General features: G+C 50.4%; 24 protein-coding genes and 1 pseudogene. 17 read left to right on the top strand and 8 right to left on the bottom strand.

Going from position 1 to position 26,901, the window contains the following annotated elements; genetic code table 11:
* Window positions 1-14: 14 nt before the first annotated feature.
* Both dprA and purL read right to left on the bottom strand, forming a co-directional pair.
* Window positions 15-1,139, bottom strand: a complete 1,125-nt coding sequence (dprA, locus tag PGN_RS07930) for a DNA-processing protein DprA (RefSeq protein WP_012458444.1) — start codon at window positions 1,137-1,139, stop codon at window positions 15-17.
* Window positions 1,132-4,836 carry a phosphoribosylformylglycinamidine synthase gene (purL, locus tag PGN_RS07925; RefSeq protein WP_012458443.1) on the bottom strand — a complete coding sequence of 1,235 codons (3,705 nt, stop codon included), beginning with the start codon at window positions 4,834-4,836 and terminating at the stop codon, window positions 1,132-1,134. The genes dprA and purL overlap by 8 nt, the downstream gene beginning before the upstream one ends.
* 110 nt (window positions 4,837-4,946) lie before the next feature.
* Here purL and PGN_RS11515 point away from each other — a divergent pair, with 110 nt between their 5' ends.
* Window positions 4,947-5,336 carry a hypothetical protein gene (locus tag PGN_RS11515; protein WP_155482928.1) on the top strand — a complete coding sequence of 130 codons (390 nt, stop codon included), beginning with the start codon at window positions 4,947-4,949 and terminating at the stop codon, window positions 5,334-5,336.
* A gap of 675 nt (window positions 5,337-6,011) precedes the next feature.
* Here the strand turns inward: PGN_RS11515 and PGN_RS11510 are convergent.
* Window positions 6,012-6,278: pseudogene (locus PGN_RS11510) on the bottom strand (IS982 family transposase); the annotation flags it as partial.
* Between the two features lie 172 nt (window positions 6,279-6,450).
* Between PGN_RS11510 and PGN_RS07915 the strand changes: the two are divergent.
* The 8 genes from PGN_RS07915 to PGN_RS07875 all read left to right on the top strand — a co-directional run bounded on the left by PGN_RS07915 (window position 6,451) and on the right by PGN_RS07875 (window position 13,628).
* Window positions 6,451-7,743 (top strand): tetratricopeptide repeat protein, encoded by a 1,293-nt coding sequence (locus tag PGN_RS07915; RefSeq protein WP_012458438.1) that lies wholly within the window; start codon window positions 6,451-6,453, stop codon window positions 7,741-7,743.
* A gap of 356 nt (window positions 7,744-8,099) precedes the next feature.
* Entirely contained in the window at window positions 8,100-8,522 is a 423-nt protein-coding gene (locus tag PGN_RS07905; protein WP_018964242.1) for a SoxR reducing system RseC family protein, read from the top strand.
* A gap of 9 nt (window positions 8,523-8,531) precedes the next feature.
* On the top strand, window positions 8,532-9,404 hold the full coding sequence (locus tag PGN_RS07900) for a Fe-S cluster domain-containing protein (RefSeq protein WP_012458436.1): 873 nt from the start codon (window positions 8,532-8,534) through the stop codon (window positions 9,402-9,404).
* Between the two features lie 35 nt (window positions 9,405-9,439).
* Window positions 9,440-10,771: an electron transport complex subunit RsxC gene (rsxC, locus tag PGN_RS07895; protein WP_004584788.1), complete on the top strand. Its 1,332-nt coding sequence runs from the start codon at window positions 9,440-9,442 to the stop codon at window positions 10,769-10,771.
* A gap of 15 nt (window positions 10,772-10,786) precedes the next feature.
* Window positions 10,787-11,770 carry an RnfABCDGE type electron transport complex subunit D gene (locus tag PGN_RS07890; protein ID WP_004584789.1) on the top strand — a complete coding sequence of 328 codons (984 nt, stop codon included), beginning with the start codon at window positions 10,787-10,789 and terminating at the stop codon, window positions 11,768-11,770.
* Entirely contained in the window at window positions 11,767-12,444 is a 678-nt protein-coding gene (locus PGN_RS07885; RefSeq protein WP_004584790.1) for an RnfABCDGE type electron transport complex subunit G, read from the top strand. The genes PGN_RS07890 and PGN_RS07885 overlap by 4 nt, the downstream gene beginning before the upstream one ends.
* Window positions 12,441-13,031 carry an RnfABCDGE type electron transport complex subunit E gene (locus PGN_RS07880; RefSeq protein WP_004584791.1) on the top strand — a complete coding sequence of 197 codons (591 nt, stop codon included), beginning with the start codon at window positions 12,441-12,443 and terminating at the stop codon, window positions 13,029-13,031. Before PGN_RS07885 ends, PGN_RS07880 begins: the two co-directional genes overlap by 4 nt.
* 24 nt (window positions 13,032-13,055) lie before the next feature.
* The gene (locus PGN_RS07875; RefSeq protein ID WP_005874209.1) at window positions 13,056-13,628 is read left to right on the top strand and encodes an electron transport complex protein RnfA; all 573 of its coding nucleotides are present in this window, start codon (window positions 13,056-13,058) and stop codon (window positions 13,626-13,628) included.
* Between the two features lie 214 nt (window positions 13,629-13,842).
* Here PGN_RS07875 and PGN_RS07870 read toward each other — a convergent pair whose 3' ends face one another.
* Genes PGN_RS07870 through PGN_RS07855 form a run of 4 tightly spaced genes read right to left on the bottom strand, consistent with a single transcriptional unit; the run spans window position 13,843 to window position 16,881 of the window.
* Complete coding sequence (locus tag PGN_RS07870) at window positions 13,843-14,856, bottom strand: FAD:protein FMN transferase (RefSeq protein WP_012458435.1); 1,014 nt, start codon at window positions 14,854-14,856, stop codon at window positions 13,843-13,845.
* Window positions 14,853-15,392 (bottom strand): nitroreductase family protein, encoded by a 540-nt coding sequence (locus PGN_RS07865; RefSeq protein ID WP_004584795.1) that lies wholly within the window; start codon window positions 15,390-15,392, stop codon window positions 14,853-14,855. Before PGN_RS07865 ends, PGN_RS07870 begins: the two co-directional genes overlap by 4 nt.
* Entirely contained in the window at window positions 15,392-16,342 is a 951-nt protein-coding gene (locus PGN_RS07860; protein WP_026292048.1) for a glycosyltransferase family 2 protein, read from the bottom strand. Before PGN_RS07860 ends, PGN_RS07865 begins: the two co-directional genes overlap by 1 nt.
* Window positions 16,342-16,881, bottom strand: a complete 540-nt coding sequence (locus tag PGN_RS07855) for a DUF4199 domain-containing protein (protein WP_012458434.1) — start codon at window positions 16,879-16,881, stop codon at window positions 16,342-16,344. The genes PGN_RS07860 and PGN_RS07855 overlap by 1 nt, the downstream gene beginning before the upstream one ends.
* A 726-nt stretch (window positions 16,882-17,607) precedes the next feature.
* Here PGN_RS07855 and rplU point away from each other — a divergent pair.
* The 3 genes from rplU (at window position 17,608) to serS (ending at window position 19,581) form a co-directional block, all read left to right on the top strand.
* The gene (gene rplU / locus PGN_RS07845) at window positions 17,608-17,925 is read left to right on the top strand and encodes a 50S ribosomal protein L21 (RefSeq protein ID WP_012458432.1); all 318 of its coding nucleotides are present in this window, start codon (window positions 17,608-17,610) and stop codon (window positions 17,923-17,925) included.
* Between the two features lie 27 nt (window positions 17,926-17,952).
* Window positions 17,953-18,210, top strand: a complete 258-nt coding sequence (gene rpmA / locus PGN_RS07840; protein WP_004584800.1) for a 50S ribosomal protein L27 — start codon at window positions 17,953-17,955, stop codon at window positions 18,208-18,210.
* A gap of 99 nt (window positions 18,211-18,309) precedes the next feature.
* Window positions 18,310-19,581: a serine--tRNA ligase gene (serS, locus tag PGN_RS07835; protein WP_012458431.1), complete on the top strand. Its 1,272-nt coding sequence runs from the start codon at window positions 18,310-18,312 to the stop codon at window positions 19,579-19,581.
* A gap of 12 nt (window positions 19,582-19,593) precedes the next feature.
* Here the strand turns inward: serS and PGN_RS07830 are convergent, their stop codons facing one another.
* Window positions 19,594-22,254, bottom strand: coding sequence for a dipeptidyl-peptidase 3 family protein (locus PGN_RS07830; protein ID WP_039417398.1), 2,661 nt, complete (start codon window positions 22,252-22,254; stop codon window positions 19,594-19,596).
* A gap of 400 nt (window positions 22,255-22,654) precedes the next feature.
* Here PGN_RS07830 and PGN_RS07825 point away from each other — a divergent pair, with 400 nt between their 5' ends.
* From PGN_RS07825 to meaB, 5 genes are all read left to right on the top strand, one after another.
* Window positions 22,655-23,740: an IS5 family transposase gene (locus tag PGN_RS07825; RefSeq protein ID WP_012457427.1), complete on the top strand. Its 1,086-nt coding sequence runs from the start codon at window positions 22,655-22,657 to the stop codon at window positions 23,738-23,740.
* A gap of 24 nt (window positions 23,741-23,764) precedes the next feature.
* The gene (locus PGN_RS12440) at window positions 23,765-23,959 is read left to right on the top strand and encodes a DUF1661 domain-containing protein (RefSeq protein ID WP_080504426.1); all 195 of its coding nucleotides are present in this window, start codon (window positions 23,765-23,767) and stop codon (window positions 23,957-23,959) included.
* A gap of 248 nt (window positions 23,960-24,207) precedes the next feature.
* Complete coding sequence (locus tag PGN_RS07815; RefSeq protein ID WP_004584804.1) at window positions 24,208-24,591, top strand: DUF1573 domain-containing protein; 384 nt, start codon at window positions 24,208-24,210, stop codon at window positions 24,589-24,591.
* A gap of 31 nt (window positions 24,592-24,622) precedes the next feature.
* Window positions 24,623-25,711 carry a DUF1573 domain-containing protein gene (locus PGN_RS07810; protein ID WP_012458429.1) on the top strand — a complete coding sequence of 363 codons (1,089 nt, stop codon included), beginning with the start codon at window positions 24,623-24,625 and terminating at the stop codon, window positions 25,709-25,711.
* A gap of 75 nt (window positions 25,712-25,786) precedes the next feature.
* Window positions 25,787-26,893, top strand: coding sequence for a methylmalonyl Co-A mutase-associated GTPase MeaB (gene meaB, locus PGN_RS07805; protein ID WP_012458428.1), 1,107 nt, complete (start codon window positions 25,787-25,789; stop codon window positions 26,891-26,893).
* Window positions 26,894-26,901: the final 8 nt, after the last annotated feature.

The following is a 26,901-nucleotide window of genomic DNA, read 5'->3' as shown; positions in this document are numbered from 1 at the left end:
CTTCGTCGTACAATTTATATAACGGAGTATATGCCACCGGGCTGAGACTGTACCAGTCCGTCCAATTCGAGGTCGAAAAGCTGAGACGAAACATCGTTTATAGGTAGTCCGGTAGCGCGTGTCAGCTCGTCCACCGAGGCTGTGCCTGCTCTGAGAAGACATTCGGCTACGGGGGTATCCGGCCAACTATCGGGACGGAAATTCAATGTCTGAGGTTTGGCGTCTATGGTAGAACTCCAATCGAGCAGCGTCAGCACATCTTGAGCCGAGCTGACAAGCGCGGCTTTTTGATCCCTTATCAAGGCATTGCAGCCGGCCGAACGGCTATCCGTGGCTCGTCCGGGTAGAGCCAGTACTTCCCGATTGTAGCCGAATGCCAGTCCGGCAGTGATGAGGGAGCCTCCTTTTTCGGCCGATTCGATCACAAGTGTGGCATCCGACAAACCTGCTACGATGCGATTGCGACCGACGAAATTGAATCGCTCCGGTTCAGTCCCCATAGGGTAATCCGTGAGCAAGCCTCCGTTTCGGAGCATCTCCATAGCAATGGAACGATGACTGCTCGGATAAATCCTGTCCAATCCATGGGCCAATACAGCTACAGTGGGCAAGCCATTATCCAAGGCGGCCTTATGAGCTGCGACATCGACGCCGTACGCCAGTCCGCTGACGATAAGCAAATCGGGGATGGTTTCAGCTAATCCTGATACGATTCGCTCCGTGGCTGTACGTCCGTAAGCCGTGATATTGCGCGTACCTACAATGCTCAGCACCCTACGTGGCGAGAGATCGACATTGCCTTTGGAATAAAGAAGGATGGGGGCATCGACACATTCTTTCAAGCGGTAAGGATAGTTATCATCGGTGACGAAATACATATCCAGACCGGCTTTGAGGGCTTGATCCAACTTTCGGCGTGCTTCCTCCATGACCGAAGGAGAGAAGATGGCATCGAGCAGGCGGCGAGGTGCTTTCGGTAGCCTCTGTACCAGCTCCTTCTTCTCGGAAAAGATGGCTTCGGGACTGCCCATAGCCGAGAGCAGCTGCCTTGCCAGCACGCTACCCACGCCTTTTACATGCGTGAGTGCGATGCGGAAAAGCAGTTGCTCCTCTGTCAGTTGGGGGCGACGATCATCCATTTTTCACCTGCTTGGCTATCCACTCGTAAGCGTTGCGGAAAGCCTGCATCCAAGGTGTCACCTGATGTTCGTGTCGTTGTGATTCGGGATAATAACCGCACTGCCAGGGGAATATGCTCCGCTCCGGATGTGGCATCATCGTCAGATGGCGGCCATCCGCGCTGCACAATCCGGCTATGCGGTGTGGCGATCCGTTGGGATTGGCAGGATAGCCGTCGTATTCGTACTTGGCCACCACATGGTAGGCTTTCTCCTCGTACGGGAGACTGAACCGACCCTCGCCATGAGCACACCATACACCGATCTTGCTTCCGGCCAGATTGCCGAGCATGATGGAGTCGTTATGCGGGATTTCGAGAGTGACGAATGTGCTTTCGAATTTCTGCGATTCGTTGTGGACAAGCTTGTGCTTGAGTTCGTGTTCGGGGTATAGAAGTTCCAACTCGGCCATCAGCTGGCAGCCGTTGCAGATACCGAGGCTGAGCGTATCGGGGCGTGCGAAGAAACGATCCAGCGTGGCTTTGGCTTGCTCATTGAAGAGAATACCGCCGGCCCATCCTTTGGCAGATCCGAGTACGTCCGAATTGGAAAATCCACCACAGAAGACAATCATCCGGATGTCTTCCAGTGTCTCTCTTCCACTGGTCAGGTCTGTCAGGTGTACGTCCTTCACGTCGAAGCCGGCCAGATAGAGAGCATAGGCCATTTCCCGCTCTCCATTCGTTCCCTTGTCGCGAATGATGGCGGCGCGGATGCCGGATGCCGTCTTTCGATCGGGATCCAAACCCATCGCTTTCAGATCACCCGTAAATTGTTTGGGGAAGTGATATACGACCGGTTGTTCCTTATAGTTTTCGAAGCGGTTGCCGGCCAAGGTATTGCCACTCTGGAAGCAGTCCAGCAGGTAGGACGACTCATACCAAACGTCGCGCATGTGGTCGATACCGAACAGGTATTCGGCTCCGTCTTTATGTATCAAGAGGTGTCGCTCTTGGGTGGGCTTGGCTATCGGGAGGAAACCGATGCCGGCATCGGTCAGGATCTTATCAACGGCTTTGCGGTCCTTTACCTGAATGAGGATACCCGGGTTTTCGGCAAAGAGGACTTTGATCAGGTCGTCTTCCACGAGGTTATCCAATTCCACCTCCAGACCGCCTTCTACATTGGCAAAGCACATTTCCAGAAGAGCCGTAATCAGACCGCCTGCGGATATGTCGTGTCCGGCCAGAACCAGACCCTTGTCAATGAGTTCCTGTACGGTATTGAACGCATCGCGGAAATATTCCGGATCACGTACAGTGGGGACTTCATCACCGATAGTACCCAAGCTCTGGGCAAAGGCCGATCCTCCCAAAGAGAACGGGCAGAAGCTGAAATCGATATAGTAGAGAGCGGTAGCGGCTATATGGCTGAGGACGGGGCTGACGATGCGACGAATGTCTGTCACTTCGGCTGCGGCACTGATAATCACCGTACCGGGACTCAGCACTTTTTTGTCCTCATATTTCTGTGTCATGGACAGGGAGTCCTTGCCGGTAGGGATGTTGATGCCCAGATCGACGGCAAAGTCCGAACAGGCTTCCACGGCACGGTACAGACGGGCATCTTCGCCTTCGTTACGGCAGGGCCACATCCAGTTGGCCGACAGGCTCACACCCTCGATACCATTACGAAGCGGAGCAAAGACGATATTGGTCAGAGCTTCGGCTATGGCCAGCACCGAGCCGGCTGCCGGATCGGCCAAGGCGGCCTGAGGGGCATGGCCGATAGAAGTAGCCACTCCGCTATGGCCGCGATAGTCCAGAGCCATAGCACCGAGGTCGCTGAGCGGAAGTTGCAATTCGCCCTGACACTGCTGGCGAGCCACTCGTCCTGTCACAGATCTGTCCACCTTATTGGTAAGCCAATCCTTACAAGCTACTGACTCCATACGCAATACTTGCTCCAGATATTCGTCCAGACGGGCAGGGTCGTATTGCAGTGCCTGATAGTGATGTTCTATGGTTCTGTCCTCCATGATGGTACGGGGAGGCTTGCCAAACATGTCGTCCAGCTTCATGTCGATAGGACACTCGCCATTGTCCTTGCGGAAGACGAAGCGCATATCGTCAGTGGTCTCTCCGACCACATACATGGGAGCGCGTTCGCGTTCGGCTATTTTGCGTACATATTCCAAATCTTTCTCCTGCATCAGCATCCCCATACGTTCCTGACTCTCGTTGCCGATTATCTCTTTGGCAGAGAGGGTAGGGTCTCCGACGGGAAGCCGATCCATGTCGATTCGTCCGCCGGTCGCTTCCACCAATTCGGACAGGCAGTTGAGATGTCCTCCGGCTCCGTGATCGTGGATGGAGACGATCGGGTTATTGTCATTTTCCGCTATAGCTCTGATCACATTCTGTACACGCTTCTGCATCTCGGGATTAGAGCGCTGGATGGCATTCAGTTCTATACTGCCGGACAATTGTCCCGTATTCACAGAGCTGACAGCTCCGCCCCCCATACCTATGCGGTAATTGTCTCCACCCAGGATTACTACTTTTTCTCCCGGAGACGGCTCTCCTTTAAGAGCGTCCGACTGTTTGGCATAGCCGACACCTCCGGCAAGCATGATGACTTTGTCATAGCCATAGCAGGTAGTATCGGGAGTTTCTTGGTGTTCAAAGGTCAGAACGGATCCTGTAATGAGTGGCTGGCCGAATTTATTGCCGAAATCGCTGGCACCGTTAGAGGCCTTGGTCAAGATCTGACGGGGCGATTGATAGAGCCAACGGCGTTCGGATAGTTTCTTTTCGAATGGTCGTGTTCCATCAGTACGGGCGTAAGAAGTCATATAGACAGCGGTACCTGCCAACGGAATGCTGCTCTTTCCACCGGCCATTCGGTCACGAATCTCTCCCCCTGTCCCTGTGGCTGCGCCGTTGAAAGGCTCCACCGTAGTAGGGAAATTATGTGTCTCGGCTTTGAGACTCAGTACGGTATCTATCGTTTTGGTCTCGAAGTAGTCCGGTTTGTCTGCACTGCGGGGGGCAAATTGCTCTACCTTCGGGCCTTGGATAAAAGCCACATTGTCCTTGTATGCGGACACAAGCAAATTGGGATTGACAGCAGAGGTACGTTTGATCAGGTTGAAGAGAGAGCTTTCCTTCTCCTCTCCATCAATAATAAACGTGCCGCCGAATATCTTGTGCCGGCAGTGTTCGGAATTGACCTGTGAGAATCCGAACAACTCGCTGTCCGTGAGCGGCCTGCCAATGCGTTCGGACACGCCTTCCAAATAACTGATTTCATCTTCGCTCAGAGCCAATCCCTCAGTTTCATTATAAGTGCGAATGTCCTTGACGGAAATGATCGGCTCAGGCTTACGATCTATATCGAAAATCTTTTGGTCCAGCTGCTCATAAAGGGCTTGAAGCATGGGATCGAACTCCGCATCGGCACCTTTCACCGGAAAGAACTCTTCAATACGGCGTATGCCTGCAACGTTCATATTCTGCGTTATCTCGACGGCGTTGGTACTCCAAGGTGTTACCATCTCCCGACGAGGGCCTACGTGATAGCCGTTTACAACATCGGACTGACAGGGTTCGGCTCCGCCAAACAGCCATACCAGCCGATGTATTTCTTCTTCGCTGAACTGAACTTCACTCTCCACGGCATAGACAGAGCCGGACGAATGGTGAAAGAATAAAATCATTATGGATATGCTTTAGAATGCTTTTGACTGAATTTTTTTCTTACGGACAAAGATAAACGAAAAAAGGAGTGTCGTGCCCAATAGCGTCCTAAACGTTTTTAAGGTTGTTTATGAAAAAGGGAGAGGCTCTTTCCGGTGCCTCTCCTTCGGTTTTATCGGAGTTGCTTTGGGTAAATAAGCTTACCTGGAGCTTTACAAATAAATATAGGTCTTTTCGCCCAAGTCATCCGCCTGTTACCCCCCATGCTTCGGTTGAGGAACTTTCAGCAGAGTTTCAAGCAGACAGCGTAGCAAAGGCTTCACAAGCTCTTCAGCCAATTTGCAGGCTGCATGTTCTTTATGGAGATCAGCTATGGCCTGCGTTCGGCCACGGGCAATTTTCCGCGGTAGATTCCTCGCTGCAAGCGTGTAATGACAATCTTGCGAGAGAAATTCCTTACCGCAAGCCTGCGGCTAAGAATTTTGTATGCAAAATCACTTGCTGCAAGCCTGCAGCATAGAATCTCGCGAACAAAATTCATAGAATCCTATCTGCAATGTACAATCTTGCGAACAAAATTGCTTTTTGCAGGCGTGAAATGGCGATTTTGCATAAAAAATCACTCGTCGCAAGCGGAAAATAGCGATTTTGTTGGCAAACTTACTCGCCGCAAGCCTGCGGCTAAGAATTTTGTATGCAAAATCACTTGCTGCAAGCCTGCAGCATAGAATCTCGCGAACAAAATTCATAGAATCCTATCTGCAATGTACAATCTTGCAAACAAAATTGCTTTTTGCAGGCGTGAAATGGCGATTTTGCATAAAAAATCACTCGTTGCAAGCGAAAAATAGCGATTTTGTTGGCAAACTTACTCGCCGCAAGCCTGCGGCTAAGAATTTTGTATGCAAAATTCCTTACTGCAAGCCTGCAGCATAGAATCTCGCAAACAAAATTTCTTATTGCAAGCCTGCAGTAAGAAATCTTTATGCATAAAATCATCATCTCCGAACTGCGACAAAGAACTCTGCCACGGAAGTTTATATATTTCTATTATATACAAATCGAAAAACAATCTATATAAGACTATTATTGTCCCGTTAAAATAGGATTGTAGTAAAAACTAATCAAACACTCAATCAAAAAGAGGGTAATCGAGTTCTTTTACATCGTTGAAATTCATCTTTTCAAATAAATCTCTAAGAGGAGCCTTATCGGTCAATGAGATACCTGTACATTGACCTAAACAACACCTATTGAGAGATGCTATTTGCTTGAAGCCTATACTGTTTTGTAGCTCCACAAAGCGATTATAAGAGACAAGATGTGGAAACTTGGGCCGACCTGAGCAGGCGATGTATTGAAGATAAAAAGCTTTCCAATTTTGGTGTTTTGAGAGATGAAACAGGATCAGGATGGTCATGATCTTGCTGTCTGAGATCTTAACCTTTCTATTCCAACGTCGAACAGACATTGTAATTAGTCACAAACCGGACCTTTCCGAGTGCCGACTCTCTTTCAGTACACGTCATCGGCACAAAAGAAACAGTTGTTGGACTCAACTTACAAAAGAAACTTTTTCAAAACATACTCCTACGGAAATATCGTATATTTTTGTATTCAAATACATAAACCCTATGAAACGCCCCCTGCTCTACCTCATTGTTATTGCTCAGACCATCCTATCCTCAACGGCTCAGACCACAGAAGAATTGAGCCGAATGCAGACTCTCATCGACCATATGGCCTATACGGAGGCTTTGGCTTGGGCGGACAGTTGCAGCCTGCAAGACGAGCAAGCTCTACACCTCCGAGCCAAAGCTCTCAGCGAACTGGGACGACATCCCGAAGCCTTTGCCGTCTACCAAAGGATCATACGGATGGATCCTCACGATGCGGTAGCTTATCGTTTGGGGGCAGCGTTGCAGGTGGATATGCAGGATTATGCCACAGCAGCCGAAATGCTGCATCAAGGCTATGAGCGCACATCCGATATTCCGACAGGATACGACTTGGCCAAACTGCTCGTTCACATCGGACAGGATTCCACGGCATTGGTCATCACAGACAGGATCTTACAGCAGGATTCGCTCCCTCCCGTCATTCGCCTTAGGGCAAAAGCACTCAACAAACGACAACAACCTTCTCAAGCGATAGCACTGTTGGAAGAGCAGATGCTTCGGGATTCTACCGATTTCCTTACCCTGATTGATCTGGCTACCCTGTACGGACAGGTAGAAGAAACGCGCCGGCAGGAACAGGTGACAGCACGCTATCTGCAAACCGACTCGCTGAACGTGGCCGTGCTTCTGGCCCATGCCGAATCCATGATGATGCTACAGGAAGCGGACAGTGCCCTGCATGACTATGAGCGGATTATCGGTCGAGGCCATTTCCCCACCTCATTCAAGGATCTCTTCTATTGCGGTTTGGCGTACTACAAAGCCGGTAGGTGGGCCGTAGCCGAAGAATGCTTCAGACGAGCCGACGAATCTGCCTACCAACAAAACTACCTGACCAAATACTACTTGGGCATGTGTGCCTATCGCCAAAAGCTGTGGGAAGAAGCGGAAAAGCGGTTGCAGAAGTTGCTCGATCTGATCGAACCGAAAACGGACAGACTCACTGATGTGCATACGATGCTCGCTCAATGCGCCAATGAACAAGGGCGAACGGAAACAGCCATATCCCATCTGCGCTATGCCATAGAATACGATAGCGGCAACAGCGAGGCCTGCCTGCTCCTTGCTCAATGCTTTGAAAAGACAGGCAACCGCACCGGTGCGATCCACATGTACCGGCGTGTCCTCGACAAGGAAAGAGCAAGTACGGCGAAAAACGACATAGAGGGCTTCCGCCGATTGGCCGAAGCGCGGAGCAGGCTATCCCTACTGAAAGCCGACGATTCGGAGGACGAGGAAACGCCGTAGACATTACGTATATACATTCATTCTCCGGAACGATCCGAAATGGAGACAATCATTGGCGAACATATTGTTTTGTACTCATTGCCAAATTTTTACATCCCCATACGGCTGCTTTGATTCTTAGAAGTTTCGACTGAGATCTTCGTGCCGTTTCTTCTCCACCGACAACTTCCGACAACGACCCGTTCACACTCCTCGAAAAGGAAGCGCAGAATCCCCATTTTTGGGGAGAATTAATGTGTTTTTGGGCTACTTTGTTAGTCGGGTTAGCAAGATTTGTGTATTTTTGCCGCATCATTAGAGTTGTTCGCCTTAGACAATCAAACAAAAAGACAACCACATTTGCCTAACTATTTAAAATGGGCGAGATTATCAGTCATAGCGGAGTTGTCAGCCGAGTGGAAGCCGACAAGATAACGGTATGTGTGCAGCAGAAAAGTGCATGCGCCGGTTGTCATGCCGCCGGCTATTGCTCCTCTACAGACTGCAAAGATCGATATATCACCGTAATGGGACCCGCACCTGACATCCGCGAAGGTGATCGGGTTTTGCTGGAAGGTCATAGTGCCATGGGACGTCTTGCTGTCGTCCTCTCTTTCATTGTTCCTTTGATTTTGTTGCTGCTTATGCTTGTCCTCACCATCAGTATTCTGAGGTTAGACGAGGGCATGAGTACGCTTATTTCTTTGGGAGCTTTGGGAGTATACTACCTGATTCTCCGGTTATTCAACGGCAAACTGAGCCGACGTTTGGTATTTACTATTCGAAAAAATAATCAGTAACAAACAAATATGATACTTACTACTGTGATTGTTTTGGCCGCAATCGGTGCCATCGGTGCACTGGTTTTGTTTTTGGCCGCAAAGAAGTTCGAGGTCAAGGAAGACCCACGCATCGGACTGGTTGCAGAGGTACTCCCTCAAGCCAACTGTGGGGGATGTGGCTTCCCCGGATGCTCCGGTTTTGCCAATGCCTGCGTCAAAGCCGAAAGCCTCGAAGGACTGCTCTGTCCCGTAGGGGGAGCAGCGGTGATGGGGCAGATAGCCGACATTCTCGGCATGGCCGCGGCTGCTCAGGATCCGAAGATTGCCGTGGTTCGTTGCAATGGCAATTGCGATGCCCGTCCGCGTACGAACCTGTACGACGGAGCCTCCAGCTGTGCAGTAGCCGCTTCGCTATATAGCGGAGACACGGGCTGTAGCTTCGGCTGTCTGGGATTGGGCGACTGTGTGGATGCCTGCGGATTCGATGCTATCCGCATCAACCCGACAACCTTGCTGCCGGAAGTGGTGGAGGATGCTTGTACGGCATGTGGTGCTTGTGTCAAGGCCTGTCCCAAATCGATCATCGAACTCCGGAAGAAAGGGCCTAAGAGTCGCCGTATCTTTGTTAGCTGCGTGAACAAGGACAAAGGCGGTGTCGCCAAGAAAGCTTGTAGCAATGCTTGTATCGGCTGCTCGCTCTGCTTGAAGCAATGCCAATTCGAGGCTATCACCATCGAGAACAACCTCTCGTACATAGACCACACCAAGTGTCGCATGTGTCGCAAGTGTGTGGAAGTATGTCCCACGAATGCCATCCACGAGCTGAACTTCCCTCCGAAGAAGAAAGTGGAGCCGGCTGTCGCCACAGAAGCTACCGCACCGGCACAAGAGACTGTCTAAGGAATAAATAACAACAAAGACCACATAGAATTATTATGTTGAGGACTTTCCGAATCGGTGGTATTCACCCCCCCGAAAACAAGTTGTCGGCAGGCAAGCCCGTAGAGGTGTTGCCTATCCCCTCACAGGTAGTCATCCCTCTTGGTCAGCACATCGGTGCACCGGCAACTGCCACGGTCAAGAAAGGGGATGAAGTTAAGGTCGGGACTATCATTGCTCAGGCCGGAGGATTCGTATCAGCTAATATCCACTCATCTGTGTCGGGTAAGGTGCTGAAGATCGATAACGTATACGACTCAAGCGGCTATCCCAAGCCCGCAGTTTTCATTAGCGTAGAAGGTGACGAATGGGAAGAGGGCATCGATCGCTCACCAGCCATCGTCAAAGAATGCAATCTGGATGCAAAAGAAATCGTAGCCAAAATTTCTGCAGCCGGTATTGTGGGTCTTGGCGGTGCTACCTTCCCTACCCATGTGAAGCTGTCCCCTCCTCCGGGCAACAAAGCTGAGATCCTGATCATCAACGCCGTAGAGTGCGAGCCTTATCTGACGAGCGACCATGTCCTTATGCTGGAGCACGGCGAAGAGATCATGATCGGCGTGAGTATCCTGATGAAAGCCATTCAGGTAAACAAGGCCGTCATCGGAGTTGAGAATAATAAGAAAGATGCTATTGTTCACCTCACCAAACTGGCCACTGCATATCCGGGCATAGAGGTAATGCCGTTGAAGGTGCAATATCCTCAAGGCGGTGAGAAGCAGCTGATCGATGCAGTGATCCGCAAGCAGGTAAAAAGCGGTGCCTTGCCTATCAGCACAGGTGCCGTAGTACAAAACGTGGGTACGGTATTCGCCGTGTACGAAGCAGTACAGAAGAACAAGCCTCTGGTCGAGCGCATCGTGACGGTTACAGGAAAAAAACTGTCTCGTCCGTCTAACCTCCTCGTTCGTATAGGTACTCCTATTGCGGCTCTGATCGAAGCAGCAGGTGGCTTGCCGGAGAATACGGGCAAGATCATCGGCGGAGGTCCGATGATGGGACGCGCTCTGCTGTCACCGGATGTACCTGTGACCAAAGGCAGCTCCGGAGTATTGATTCTCGACAGAGAAGAGGCAGTCCGCAAGCCTATGCGCGACTGTATCCGATGCGCCAAGTGCGTCGGAGTGTGTCCGATGGGACTCAATCCGGCTTTCCTGATGCGCGACACCTTATATAAGAGCTGGGAAACAGCGGAAAAAGGCAACGTGGTTGACTGTATCGAATGCGGTTCGTGCAGCTTCACCTGTCCGGCCAACCGTCCTCTGCTGGATTATATCCGCCAAGCCAAGAAGACTGTGATGGGTATCCAAAGAGCACGTAAGCAATAAGAAAGGAAATAAGCGATGGAAAATAAAATTATCATTTCTCCTTCACCGCACATCCACAGCGGAGACAGCATCAAAAAGAATATGTATGGCGTGCTGATTGCCCTCTTGCCTGCCTTGGCCATGTCGGTATATCAGTTTGGAATCGGTGCGGTGATCGTAACGGCAGTATCCGTTCTTACTTGTTGCATCGTGGAATACCTGATCAGCAAATATATGTTGGGCAAGGAGCCTACCATCATGGACGGCTCAGCTATCTTGACCGGCGTATTGCTGGCTTTCAACCTGCCGAGCAACCTGCCCGTTTGGATCATTATCATCGGTGCAGTAGTAGCTATCGCATTGGGCAAGATGTCCTTCGGCGGCTTGGGGAACAACATCTTCAACCCCGCTTTGGTCGGTCGTGTATTCCTCCTGATCTCTTTCCCTGCCCAGATGACTCTCTGGCCTACCGAAGGACAGATGACTTCCTATCTGGATGCCGAGACCGGTGCTACGCCTCTCGGCCTGATGAAAGCAGCAATGAGCGGCGACACCTCGGCTTTGGCCAATATCCCCACAGACCTGCACATGTTTATCGGTGAAGCAGGTTCTTTGGGTGAAGTCAGTGCTATCGCATTGCTTCTCGGATTGGTCTATATGCTGTACAAGAAGATTATCACGTGGCATATCCCCGTGTCTATCTTCGCATCTGTGATCGTACTGGCAGGTATTCTGCACCTGGCCAGCCCCACATCCTTCCCGGCCACTCCGTGGTTCCACCTGTTCTCCGGCGGTATGATGCTCGGAGCCATCTTCATGGCCACGGACTATGTGACTTCGCCGATGACCAAGTCCGGACAGATCCTTTACGGCTGTCTGATCGGTTTGCTGACCGTCGTGATCCGTACATTCGGGGCTTATCCGGAGGGAATGTCATTCGCCATCCTAATTATGAACGGTATGACACCTCTGATCAACACTTATATGAAACCTAAACATTTTGGAGGAAAGAACAAATGAAAAAGCTAAAATCTTCACTCCCCAATATGTTGCTCTCTTTGACGGGCTTCTGTATCGTTGTTTCTGCTGCTCTTGGCATGATGAACGAAATAACGAAAGAGCCTATTGCAAAGGCGGAAGTGGATGCTAAAGTCACCGCTATCAAGCAGGTAGTCAATGCCTTCGACAACAATCCGTACGAAGAGAGATTCGAAGTTGATGTAGATGGAGCCAAGCTCACCGTATTCCCGGCCAAAAAAGGTCAGGAAATAGTGGGTTACGCAGTAGAAAGTTATACCGACAAGGGCTTTAGCGGTAAGTTCACTGTGATGTACGGATTCGATATGGATGGCAAAATCCACGACTTCTCCGTACTCAGCCACAGCGAAACGCCCGGTCTGGGAGCCAAGATGCAAGAGTGGTTCCGAACGCCGGCCAAAAAAGAAGGACTGATCCAAGATGTACGTGGTGTACAGATGAGTGATACTCCTCTGACTGTTTCCAAAGACGGCGGTCAAGTGGATGCTATCACAGCCGCGACGATCAGTAGCCGAGCCTTTTTGGATGCTATGGATCGTGCCTACAGAGGTTTCAAAGCCGCTCAAGGCAGTGCCGGACAGACTGAGGCAACTGTCGATACTACTCAGGCTGATTCTACGATAAATACTAACACAGATAATACCGAAGCGCAATGAGTAAGAATTTGAGTGTTATTATAAACGGCATTATCAAGGAGAACCCGACATTCGTCCTCCTCCTCGGTATGTGTCCTACGTTGGCCACGACAACGTCGGCCATCAACGGTATGAGTATGGGACTGGCCACCATGTTTGTATTGATCTGCTCCAACATGGTGGTATCCTTGGTCAAGAATCTCATCCCCGATATGGTTCGTATCCCGGCTTTTATTGTGATCATTGCAGGTTTCGTGACGATATTGCAGATGCTTATCAAGGCTTATATGCCGGATTTGGACAAGAGTCTCGGTATCTTCATCCCGTTGATCGTGGTGAACTGTATCGTACTCGGTCGTGCAGAAGCCGTTGCATCGAAAAAAGGTCTGCTACACTCCATGTTCGACGGTATCGGTATCGGATTGGGCTTTACCCTCAGTTTGACTGTTCTCGGTATTGTCCGTGAGCTTTTGGGTAGCGGTAAGCTTTTCGACTTTGCAGTTTTCAATGAATCCTATGGAGCATTGATTTTCGTGTTGGCACCCGGAGCTTTCATCGCTTTGGGCTACCTGATTGCCTTGGTGAACAAAATGAAGAAAAAAGCATAAATCACTTAAGTAATTGGCATCATTATGGAATTTTTCATGTTATTCATAGCGGCGGTTTTCGTTAATAACGTCGTGCTGTCGCAGTTCCTCGGTATATGCCCATTCTTAGGCGTATCGAAGAAGGTAGACACCTCAATCGGTATGGGTGCAGCCGTGACATTCGTATTGGCACTGGCTACCTTGGTTACCTTCCTGATTCAGAAGTTCGTTTTGGATCGTTTCGGATTGGGCTTTATGCAGACCATTGCATTTATTTTGGTCATTGCCGCCTTGGTACAGATGGTGGAGATCATACTCAAGAAAGTATCTCCTCCCCTCTATCAGGCACTGGGTGTATTCTTGCCCTTGATTACGACGAACTGCTGTGTGCTCGGTGTGGCTATTTTGGTTATCCAGAAGGATTATACCCTGCTCCAGAGCTTCGTCTATGCAATATCCACGGCTATCGGTTTCACCTTGGCAATGGTTACTTTCGCAGGTATTCGAGAGCAACTCGATATGACCAATCTCCCCAAAGCCATGAAGGGAATACCTTCGGCACTCTTGGCTGCCGGTATATTGGCTATGGCTTTCATGGGCTTCAGCGGTATCGCCTAACGAGTAAAGAACAATAAATAGAGAGAGGGTATGCCCATCGCGGTGCATACCCCCTCTCTTGTTTTTTATTGTGACTTAGCCGTATGGAGAATCTCCCCGAACTGTCTGCCAAATCTTTTTCGTTCAGTTACGACAGATGCGATCCCGTTCTAAAAGATTGTACCGATCCGAATAGAAAAAGACAGAGGCTTGGAGGATTACAGACGAGGCTCGATTACTTGGCTACTCGTTTCCGGAAGCCTTGGTTCATCACAGTCTTATAAGAACCGTCTCCATCGGACAAGATAAGCATATAGTCCACACCGGAGAACTTGGCTGCAATAGCAGGAACACGCTCCGAACCGACCACCATAAAAGTAGTAGCCAAGGCATCAGCCGTCATACAATCGGGAGCAATGACTGTGGCACTCAGCACATCCGTCTGCACAGGATAGCCGCTAAGCGGATTGATCGTATGTGCATACTTCTTTCCATCCCGGACATAGAAATTCCGATAGTTGCCCGATGTCGCCAAGCCTCCTTTTCCACTAAGCTCTACGACGAGTTCGAACTCCTGCATCGCCAAGCCCAGACTGTCATCCTGCGGTTTACTTACTCCTATGCGCCAAGGCTTGCCTTGAGGATTGAGGCCATTGAAAGCAACCTCTCCTCCGATCTCCACCATATAATCCCCGATCCCATGAGCGGCCAAGGCTTCGCCCACCAGATCCGAAGCATATCCTTTGGCGATGGAAGAGGTGTTCAGCGTAGTGCGCGGATCATCCTTAACAACCGTCTCGCCGTCCAATCGTACCCTCCGGTAACCGACAAACGCCTTGATGCTATCAATCAACTGTGCAGTCACGTCTTCTTTATGTTCGAAGCCGAATCCCCAAGCATTGATCAGTGGAGAGCAAGTAATATCGTAAGAACCGCCGGAAACGGCTGCAATCTCCTGCGCCCGACGAAATACCCGGCGAAACATACTGTCAGTCCTGACCGGAAGATTCCGATTCACTCCGGCTATGATACTGGTACTGTCGAACGGATTAAGGGAATGATTGAAAGCTCTGAATACGCTATCCACTCGCTGTGAATGATCTGCCTCTCCCTTATATTTGATATGATAATAGGTATGGAATATCTCCCCCTGCAATACCGTATAGGCAGGTGCTTTCCGGCAAGAAAAAAAGGCCGCACCGAGAACGATCATCCCCGGAACGGCCGCTAAACCTGACCAACGTTTCATAATTTCTCGAAGCTGACTACCTCTTCAATGGATTTGCGATTGAAAGCCTCACGCGGAGGTACGGTCGGATCGCCATAGCCGAGAGCCAATATGGAAACAGGTGTCATGTGCGAAGGGATGTCGAAGATCTCCGAACAAAGAGCTTGATCGAAAGCACAGACCCACGTACATCCAAGTCCCAGACTATGTGCTTCCAGCATCATATAAGTCATGGCGATAGAGGTATCGATGTCTACCGAATCGCCCGCTCCTCGCTTCCATGCCCTTTGATGATCGCCAAGCGTAATGATATAGATGGGGGCACCCGGGAACCAAGGTTGTTGGGAACAGGGAGCCAAGCGTTTGCGGCCCTCTTCTTCTCTGACCACGAGGAAATGCCACGGCTGGTAATTATGTGCCGAAGGAGCTATGCGTCCGGCTTCGAGGATGGCCATCAACTTCTCTTCCTCCACAGGACGATCGATAAACTTGCGTACAGATCTGCGCGTGCGGAAGAAATCTTCTATCAAACGAAAATCTTGAGGAATCTGTTTCATTATATCTCTTTCTCTATTTTATAGTTGTTTCTGTCCGAAGCCTGGCGGCTGATCATCTCACCGACAAATCCGGTTAGGAACAGTTGCGTGCCGATAATCATCGCCGTCAGCGCGATGAAGAAATAAGGCCGATCCGTCACCAAAGGTGCCTGCGTATGCATGATTATAGCGGACAACTTATTGACAAGGACAACGGCCAAAGCTATGAAGCCGATTAGGAACATGCCTGAACCGAGCAGCCCGAAGAAGTGCATCGGCTTGCGTCCGAACTTGCTGATAAACCAAAGCGTAAGCAAATCGAGATAGCCATTGAAAAAACGGCTGATACCGAACTTGCTCGAGCCGTATTTACGCGCCTGATGCTGTACTACCTTCTCCCCGATGCGTCCGAAACCGGCGGATTTGGCCAAATATGGAATGTAACGGTGCATATCGTTGTACAACTCGATATTCTCCACTACCTCGTGTCGGTATGCTTTCAAACCACAATTAAAATCGTGTAGCTTGATGCCGGACAGCTTTCGGGCTGTAGCATTGAAAAGCTTTGAGGGCAGATTCTTGCTGAACAGAGGATCGTACCGCTTACGCTTCCAACCGCTTACCAAGTCATATCCCCCTTCTGTCACCATCCGGTACAGCTCCGGGATCTCATCCGGACTATCCTGCAAATCGGCATCCATCGTTATGACTACCTGCCCCTGTGTGCGGGCAAAACCGCATTGGAGACCGGCCGACTTGCCGTAGTTGCGGCGGAATTTGATCCCTTTGACCTCGGGATGCTCTGCTCGCAAACGTTCGATCACACTCCAGGAGCCGTCGGTACTCCCATCATCTACGAAGATGACCTCATAGGAATAGCCATGCTCATTCATTACACGCCTGATCCAGGCAAAAAGTTCGGGGATCGACTCGGCCTCGTTCAGCAGAGGGATTACTACAGAAATATCTATCATAACGAATGCATATTGTCCGACGCAGCCTTTCTTTTCAGGATCAGCCCTACCGGAATGGAGAACAAAGCTCCCCAGAAGAAGTTGGATGAAATATCATTGATCACACGCGACATGGGACGCACCTTGAGCATCTGCTCCATCACCTCGCGCCACTCATCGGTACCGAAGAGTTGGGTCATAAGTCCGGAGGACTGCTCCAGCTGTGCCATAATATCGGGCATGTGTGCCGGCATTATCTCGGCATAGAAATAGTAGTGAGGGATGGAAACCAATATAGCCGCGAAGAGATAGAGCAAAGTAGAAAACTGCCATCCATGCATAAAGCTGAAACGCATCTCTTGCGGTAGCACGTTCCGATAACGCTTTGTCAGGATATAAGCCAGAAAAGGGACGAAACAAGTGAGCGGAATATACAGCAGCAGCAAGAAAGGAATCCGGAATGCCAGCATCACGCAGATGTACTTCAGACACCAGAATGCACCAAAGATCAAACCCATCAAAGCACTGAGGCGAAAAAGATTGCTTCTATCTTCCATATACTATTATATTAAAACGGCTTTCCATGCGCCAAAAATACAACATTAGTCCGACTCATCTGCCCCCCCTTCCGACGACCACATACACAGGTGCTTCCGCTGAAGTAAGCTCAAAACCGATTCGACCGACTCCGTTTGGATCGAAACCATACGAAAAGCTTCCTCCCCTTTACCAAAGATAAAAATCGACTTCATCGAATAAAAAGAGGATACTATATAGGAGAATAATCAGTAGTAGTTTTTACTTCTCGATCAAAAGCTTAAGAGCTTTTCATCAAAAGATTAGGAGCTTTTTGAAGAGAAGCTTGCTCGTTTCTTGATCCGGTTAGTTTACACACCGAAATTTTTGTATTTGCAGTGTCCAAAAACGTGGCGCGTAAACTTTTTCGTTTTGGCGTGGGAACGGAAAAATTTACGCGCCGCAACGAAATTTTTTTGGTTCCGTTTTTCCCGAAAAGCGGTTTGAGTTTTTTCCGAAAAATGGTTCGTAATTTTGTTTCTTCTATTCTTCTCTCTTTCGGACGGTTTCGAGGACGAGAGGAAGATCTTTACTCCTTGCTTTGGATTCTATCGGTCTCGATTATTGGATTTTCGTTCTTTTACATTGTATTCTATATCAATAAGAAATGCTATCTTTGCGGTCGATATTCCTATGTATGGTCATAAAAGTGACCCGAATATGTGTGTCCACCATACGGGGCTAACAAGTTTAGTAGAAAGAAAGTAATGTACGTTATCGTAGACATTCAGGGACAGCAGATGAAGGTAGAACAAGGCCGTCGGCTGTTCGTGCATCACATCAAAGATGTAGAGAGTGGTGCAAGCGTAGAATTCGACAAGGTTCTCCTCGTCGATAATAATGGTGCTATCGCCGTGGGTTCTCCTTTGGTGGAAGGCGCTAAGGTGGTATGTGAAGTATTGACTCCTCTTGTGAAAGGGGATAAGGTGCTGATCTTCCACAAGAAGAGAAGAAAAGGATACCGCAAGCTGAATGGCCATCGCCAGCAGTTTACGGAAATTCTGGTGAAAGAAGTCGTTGCATAATCAAATCCACAAAACAGAAACACAATCATGGCACATAAAAAAGGTGTAGGTAGTTCCAAGAACGGTCGTGAATCGGAAAGCAAACGTCTTGGCGTGAAAGTTTATGGTGGAGAAATGGCTAAGGCCGGCAACATATTGGTTCGTCAGCGTGGCACCGTTCACCACCCGGGTGAAAACGTAGGTATCGGTAAGGATCATACTTTGTATGCACTGAAGTCGGGCGTGGTAGTATTTACTCGCAAGAAAAACGACCGTTCATACGTTTCGATCAAGACCGAATCATAAAGAAAGCAGAACGCTAATAAACAGTTAGGTAAATAGGGGGCGAATCTCTACAGGCTGTAACCGCCTTGGAGATTTGCCTTTTGTTTTTTTCGATATACTATGCTGACACTCAAGCAAATCATAGAAAATAAGGAAGAAGTGATCCGTCGCTTGGCGGTGAAGCACTTCGATGCAGCTGCTATTCTCGACGAAGTCATCTCTCTCGACAGACAGCGACGCGAAACTCAACAGAGTCTGGATGCTCGTTTGGCGGAGCAAAACGCCATTGCCAAGGAGATCGGAGCTTTGATGAAAGCCGGCAAGAAAGGCGAGGCAGAGGCCATCCGTACGAAAGTAGCCGATATGAAAGCCGAGAGCCACCATCTGGAAGAGCGGAAAGCTGATCTGGAGAATGCTATACGCCAACAGCTTCTGCTTATCCCGAATCTGCCGCATGAGTCTGTCCCTGCAGGCAAGACCGCAGAGGAGAATGTCTGTGTGAAGACAGGCGGCACAGTGCCGGAGCTTGGAACGCACAAGCTCCCACATTGGGATCTGGCCAAGAAATACGATCTGATCGACTTCGAACTCGGCGTCAAGATAACCGGAGCAGGCTTCCCTGTCTATAAGGGCAAAGGAGCACGCCTGCAGCGAGCTTTGGTCAACTTCTTCTTGGACGAAGCCCGCAACGCCGGCTTCACGGAGATAGAGCCGCCCTATGTGGTCAATGAAGATTCCGGCTATGGTACGGGACAGCTCCCCGACAAGGAAGGGCAGATGTACCATGTCACGGCGGACAACCTGTATCTGATCCCCACGGCAGAGGTGCCGGTGACCAATATCTTCCGCGATGTCATTCTCTCCGAGGACGAATTGCCCATTCTCCTGACCGCTTACTCGGCTTGCTTCCGACGCGAAGCCGGTTCGTATGGCAAGGATGTTCGCGGCCTGAACCGCCTCCATCAGTTCAACAAGGTGGAGATCGTCTGCATCGACAAGCCCGAACACTCCTACGAACAGCTCGATCAGATGGTCGGCTATGTCCAAGGCCTTGTAGATAAGTTGGGACTTCCGTGGCGTATCCTTCGCCTCTGCGGCGGAGATATCAGCTTCACTTCGGCATTGACTTACGACTTCGAAGTCTATTCGGCTGCCCAAGAGCGGTGGTTGGAGGTTAGCTCGGTGTCCAATTTCGAGAGCTTCCAAGCCAATCGTCTGAAGTGCCGTTATCGCAATGCGGATAAGAAAGTGGAGCTTTGCCACACGCTCAACGGTAGTGCCTTGGCCTTGCCGCGTATCGTGGCTGCTCTGTTGGAAAACAATCAGACAGCCGATGGCATCCGCATCCCCGACTGTCTGGTACCTTATACAGGCTTCTCGATGATCGATTGATAGTCGCTTCTCTTACTCGTCCTTTGGGTAGAAGTCGAGTTCGAAGCGGATATCTTCGCATAATTCATACAAAACCGGTGCTGTGTCTTGGCTCGATTCGGGCAATAGGCACAGTACTTTTTTTGTCCGTTCTGCGGAGCCTCGCCCGTACCGCTTGAGCAGAAGTGCGGAAGCGCGCCGAAGCTCCGTTTTCTGCTCCTCATCGGAGAGATGGAGAATGGCCAATGCTAAGAGTTTCTCTGCCGGCGCATTTTCCGGAAAGATGCCGCGTGTAAACAATCTGGCTGCAAGCGTCAATACTCCCGTCATCATGTCAGGGGTAGTCTCTTTGCTCTCGATCCATCGGCCGATGCTCCGGATCGCTTCGGGCATTCGCTCCAGCAGATTGGCTGTCAGTTGCTCGCGAAGTTCCACGTTGTCGGCCTCTCGGAGGAATCTCGTTGCCTGCTCATGAGTCAGTTCTTCGGCCGGAAAAATCATCGTGGCGAGTATCTTCGTCTCCCTTACATCGCGTCTCCACAGATAGTCGGCCAGTGGAGCGGAAGCGTCGGCCGTGCGAGCCAGTCGGAGCAGATGTTCGCGAGTGACTCCAAAGTTGATGCCGTAGTGGAGTCCTTTCTCACGCATACTGGCCGATAGTACACCGTCCATCGCCCGTCGGAGGTGCGAGCGCAATCTTCGTGCCTCCTGCAAAAGCGGACTGTCTGTAGGCAGGAAGCTATATTCTGCACTGTAGCGAAGCATTTGTTCGGCATAGCCTTCCGTGTATTCTATCGTTGCATCCGTAAGCCTGCCCTCCGAATTATATACGGGTCTCAACCGAGGATTGACAAATCCCTTATACGGAGCAATATCCAGCTTGGCATAGCGCATCAGTACTTCCTCGTGCAAGAGCGGATCCACGTGGACGGCATAACGCTCTACCAACGCCTTGCCGGCGGTATAGTCGCCCTCGCTCTTGATGCGTTGCACCTCGGTCAGCAAACCGGCAATGATCGCACGCACCGCTTCGTAGTCCTTGATCACGAGTGCCGTCTTGCCCTCTTCGCAGACCAGCGACATAGCCCCCGGCCGCTCGGCATGCTCCAAGACGTAGCGAGCTATGAGTGCACGGTTGCGCATATGCGCCTCCTCTATCTCCTCTCCTCGCTTGATACGCACGAGTTGGGTCATCAGACCGTTGAGCATGTATTTGTAATAGTTGGCTTTGTAAGCATCGGGATCGGTCAAAAGGCCTAATTCGATCATTTTGGGATCGGCCAGAAAATAGAGGGCGAAGAGGTCGGCGCGCGTCTCCTCCAGCGTGGAGGCGTGTTCTCCAAGTGCATCGCCTGGTACACCGGGGAGCAACTGTCCGCTGCCATGTCCGAGGCATTCGTGCAGGTCGGTGTGGAGACTGTCCGTTAGGTCGGCATGCAGCTCTACGTGTCTGCGTACTTCCTCGTCGGGGATAAACTCCTCGTACAGACCTGTCCCTCGCGCGGCATGGTTGTATGCATCCGTGATATTGTCGATAGTGACGGACTTGGATCCGTGTTCGGCACGAATCCAGTCGGCATTCGGGAGGTTGATTCCTATCGGTGTGGCAGGATAGCTGTCGCCGGCTATGGTCAGTACATTGACCACCGTAGCCGATATACCATGGGGATTCTTCTTGCGGAAACGTGCGTCAATCGGCGAATGTGCTTCGAACCAACCGGCATGTTCGCTGATGATGCGCGTACGTCTGCCGGCTTCTTCGTCCTGCATGTGTACCAGTCCCTCCCAACTGCCGTGTATGCCTATCGGATCGGCATATACTTCGGTGAATCCGTTGATAAAATCGATCCGAGTACGATTGTTTTCCACCCAGCGAATGCAGAACCGGTCGTACAGCCTGACGTCTCCTGTGCGGTAATAGTCGCACAGCAGTCGTATGCATGCGGCCTGTTCCTCGTTCTCAGTGTATGGTATGGCAGCCTCCAAGGAAGCGACTACAGCTTCTATGGCCGGGCTGTACAATCCGTCTATACAGCAAACCTCGTCTTTCAATTCGCCCGAAGTCGAACGGATCAGACGGGTATTCAGTCCGAAGCTCGGCGGACAGCTTCTCTCGTTTTCGGGAAGAGCTTCTATCAGGTTTTTGTAATGGCTTTCCGCTTCGGCTCGGGTGATACCCGGTGCATAGAAATTGACCGAAGAAGCCTTGATAATATCCTCTTCGCCGCTCTGCTCGGTCTGTTTGGGTAGAAAATCGGTATCGTACAGTACGCGCTCCAAGAGTGCCTGCTCTTCCGGCTCCAGCTCCACGCCCGTCACTCTCAGGGCTTCTCGCAAGAACTCCGGACTGAAACGGGCAATGAATTTGGCTCCGCTGTAATGGTGGTGAATGCCGTTGGCAAACCAGATACAGAAGAGGTATTCTTCCAGCAGGGCAAAGTCGTCGGTTCGTTCTGACTTGCTAAGATGGGTGTAAATACGCTCCATCAGACTGCGTACCCAGAGGTTGTAGCGGCAGTTCTGTATGGTTGTAATATCCCGTCCTCGCAGGGCTGCTTCCGATAGGTGGTAGCAAAGCATCCTCTGCTTAGGGGTCAATGTGCCGAAGAGATCGGCTCGATAGCTGAGTACTTCTATATCTGCAAATCGGGCTACGCGCTCTCCCGATCGGTGTTGGGTTGTTTCTTTTGTCATTGTGATTGGGGGCTTTGAGTCAGTAGGGGAGGGGAGTAGTTCTCTCCCGTATAAAACCACGTGGTGCAAATTTAGGACAAAGGCAAAGAATAAAGCGGAGCATAGCCACAGACCGATCCGATACGGCATACTCAAAACCCGACTGAAAAATCGATACATGAGAAGTATCCTTTCCTTTTCTTCGCACATTTTCGTTCGCGATTTACGAACCGTAAATGAGCAGATTGTGGCGTGTGTTTTCCTGAAAACACGAACCAAAACTATTTCGTTCTCGCGCGTAAATTTTTTCCTTCTCGAGACCTTTGCACGGCGATTGGTGTGTATTTTGTTTGTTAATTCATTGTGTAATAGGGAGTTATTTTGTATATTTGAGTGTTAAAAACAGCATAATATTCCTCCCATGGCATACCAATCCAAGAATACCGATGAGCATGTAACATTTGCAGACGCACTCCTTTCAAAGCGTTATCGCAAAGCACAAAACGACTTCCTCAATCAGGTTGACACGCTTATCGATTGGCGTCCGATCAGGACGCTGATCAACAAGAAATACACGAAGCGACAAAATGCCATCGGCGCCCCGGCTTATGACGTGATTCTCTTATTCAAGATGTTGCTTTTGGAGACATGGTACAACCTCAGTGATTGTGCTTTGGAGGAGCGCATCAATGATTCAATCACCTTTTCCCGATTCTTGGGGCTGAAGATGGAAGAGGTATCTCCCGACCACAGCACCATCAGTCGATTTCGTTCGGCACTGACAGAGTTGGGTCTCATGGACAAACTATTGGCGCAGTTTAACAAACAACTTTCCCGCCATCACATTTCGGTCAGGGAAGGGGTGCTTGTGGATGCAAGCCTTGTGGAGACGCCGCATAAACCCAACGGAAGCATTACGATTGAAGTCGCAGACGACAGGCAAGACAATCGGAGCGAGGCGGAAAAAGAGGCAGAGGAGGATTATCAAAAACAGGTTGTCCGTCAGCGTAAAGGGACGGATGAAGAAGCCCGTTGGGTGTACAAACAAAAGCGTTATCACTACGGATACAAAAAGCATTGTCTGACCAATGTTCAAGGCATTGTTCAAAAGGTGATAACGACAGCAGCGAACCGCAGTGACACGAAGGAGTTTATTCCGCTATTGCAGGGTGCAAACATACCTCAAGGTACAGCCGTCTTGGCGGACAAAGGATATGCTTGCGGGGAAAATCGTTCCTACCTGCAAACCCATCACCTTCAAGACGGCATCATGCACAAGGCACAACGCAACAGGGCATTGACCGAGGAAGAGAAGCAACGAAACAAAGCAATCGGTCCGATACGGAGCACCATCGAACGCACCTTTGGCAGTATTCGCCGGTGGTTTCATGGCGGACGATGTCGATACCGGGGACTTGCCAAGACCCATACTCAAAACATTCTTGAAAGCATCGCCTTTAATTTATACAGAACCCCGGGGATAATTATGTCCTCATCCGTAGGATAAGGCATAACCCCCCTTGAGGAGCTCGTGCAAGTAGCTCCTCAAGGGGGGATTTACAACTACTTTCACTCCTTACTGCCACCCCTTTCACTCGCTCCTTTTATGCCAAGAACTCCTCTTCCCTCCATCTCCTTATTTTGCAAAGGTCTCTCTCGCGCCAAAACGAAAAAAATCTCGCGCCACGTTTTTAGGGGCGTTGGGTGGAACAATTCTCGAGCGTAAACTCGATTTTCTCCCCGTTCTCTCTCAGCTCTTCGGAATGTCGGTATTCTGCCTGGACGCCGATCCGGAGCGGTAAACGATGGGTCGAATGGCTGCTGCTGTGCCTGCATAAAAATGCTAAATAGACCTTTACAATAAAAGAAAAATGTACCTTTGTTGCGATAGGCATACGAAAATTCGGGCAAAATGCCGTGTATGCCGGTTTGAATTTTCAGCGTGTAAAATCTTATTTCAAAAAGAATAGAACTATGAAACGAATCGTTTTTGTAATGATCGCACTCCTTATCGGAATAGGAGTAGCTACGGCGCAAAACGCAAAGAAAGCAGTCATCTCTTCGGACAATGTGGAGCATGACTTCGGTACGATCAAAGAAGCAGATGGCAGTGTGACTCACACTTTCGTTATCAAGAATACGGGAGATGCTCCCTTGGTGATCACTCGCGTAGTGGCATCTTGCGGCTGCACGACACCCCAGTTCAGCAAAGAGCCCATCGCTCCGGGTCAGACAAGCAAAATAGACGTCACATATAATCCTGCCGGCCGTCCGGGTCAGTTCGTAAAGACCATAGCCGTGTACAGCAATGGTAAGGATGGTACCTTTACGCTACGCATCAAAGGGGTTGTAGAATAAATAGCATAGCTCTGCAAGTAGTACAAGGCGTATGATCGTCAGTACATTTCGAGGGCTGCTCTTCTTCCTTTTCCTATTGACTCCTCTGTTGCTGACAGCTCAGGAGAGTCCGGAAATACAGGTCGAGGAGCAGTCCTTTAACTTTGGCCTGATTCCGGAAGAAAAAGGATCGGTAGGGCATAGCTTCAAGTTTCGCAACAGCGGTACCGCTCCTTTGCTCATCACTCGTGTGACGGCCGATTGTGGCTGTACCACTCCGACGTGGCCGGAGGAAGCCATCGCTCCCGGAGAGGAAGCGGAGATCCGCGTCCTCTTCGATCCTGTCGGTCGGTCAGGAGCTTTCGTCAAGCGGATTCGGGTTTTCTCCAACGCGCCATCTTCACCGCTGGAGCTCAGTATAAGCGGCACGGTTACGACCCTCGGTGGTGCCATACCGCATGCCTATGTCTTGGCGATAGGGCCGCTACAGGTGAGCAATGCTCGCCTGCTTTTCCCTATTTCCATGCCTGAAGATGAGGGGGTGGTACGGTTGGTGGTGAACAATACGGATGAGTCCGACCTGCAAGTTGCTGTCGTATCGCTACCTTCATTTGTATCGCTGGACGATCGGGCATTCCGGCTGCAAGCTCGTGAGCCCAGAGAGCTGAATCTTTCGCTTGCCGTACTTCGCAATATGCCTCCGGGGATGAAGGACGAGCCTCTCGTTTTGGAGGTAACCTCTCCCGAAACAGGAATAAAAGCCGTTGATTCCGTCTTGGTCTCTTTGCCGCTGGTGGACAATTTCCTTGCCCTCACTGCAGCCCAAACAGGCGTTATGGAACTCAGCACCTATTTGGACATGGGACAGTTGGATGGAGAGACGACAAAGGCTGCGATAGAGATTCGCAACGTCGGTGCCGGCCCTCTCCGATTGCATAGCGTCACCACACGCAATCCGGCTTTGACTGCCGTACCCGACCGGACGGAGATAAAGCCCGGCGGAAGCACACTATTGCGCATCGCTGTGGATCCGCAGGTGATGAAGGCTGAGGGGTGGCAGAGTATAGCTGCCGATATTTCCATTATTTGCAACGATCCGCAGGCTCCGCTACGTCGTATCAAGGTCAAAGCCGAACTGTAGCTTTTCCCCGTAGAGCTGCTGCCAAGCGGTACTGCAAGCGAGATTGCCGCAGATCTGATAAACAGAACAATAACTATGGACGAACTACTTCATCATCCCGAAAATGATGGTTGCTATAAGGGACTGAAAGTGAACAAGGGCGTTTCCAATATGCCCATCATCAATCCCTACCTGAATAGGACAAGACGCAAGAAGCTGACGGTCAAGGACTATGTGGACGGCATTTTGGCCGGTGATATAACCATCCTGAGCCGTGCCGTCACGCTCGTGGAAAGTCTCCTGCCCATGCATCAGGATACGGCACAGCAGATCATAGAGCAGTGCCTGCCTCATGCCGGCCGCTCCATGCGTATCGGCATTACCGGAGTACCCGGAGCGGGCAAGAGTACTTCGATCGATGCTTTCGGTATGCATCTCATCAAGCAGGGACGGAAGCTTGCCGTGCTGGCCATAGACCCCAGCAGCGAGAGATCCAAAGGGAGTATTCTGGGCGATAAGACCCGTATGGAGCAGCTCTCTCGAGAGAAGAATGCCTTTATTCGTCCCAGTCCTGCTGCCGGTTCGCTGGGTGGCGTGGCACGCAAGACGCGTGAGACCATCGTGCTGTGTGAAGCGGCCGGATTCGACACGATCTTTGTAGAGACGGTAGGAGTGGGCCAGAGCGAAACTGCTGTTCATTCGATGGTGGACTTCTTCCTGCTGATCCAACTGGCCGGTACGGGGGATGAACTTCAGGGTATCAAGCGCGGGATTATGGAGATGGCCGATGGCATCATCGTCAATAAAGCGGACGGAGACAATATCGATAAGGCCAATCTGGCGGCTTCGCATTATCGGAATGCTCTTCGGCTATTCCCACAGGCCGAATCGGGATGGAAGCCGCGAGTCCTCACCTATTCAGGCTATTATGCCATCGGCATCAAGGATATTTGGGATATGATCGACGAGTACCGCCATTTTACGACGGACAACGGATTCTTCCGACTGAAACGTCAGCGTCAGGCCAAGTGGTGGATGTACGAGACGATCAACGACGAACTGCGCGATTCGTTCTACAACAGTACAGAGGTTCAGAGCCTCATACCGGAGGTCGAAGAGGCTGTGTTGGAAGATCGTGCCACGAGTTTCGTCGCTGCCCGTCGTCTGCTGGATGCCTACTTCCGCTATATTTCCAACAAATAATCTTCTTG

The sequence above is a fragment of the Porphyromonas gingivalis ATCC 33277 genome (genome assembly GCF_000010505.1).
Lineage (GTDB): Bacteria > Bacteroidota > Bacteroidia > Bacteroidales > Porphyromonadaceae > Porphyromonas > Porphyromonas gingivalis.
Note: the sequence above shows the minus strand (reverse complement) of the source record. Positions and strands in the feature narration are given on the sequence as shown.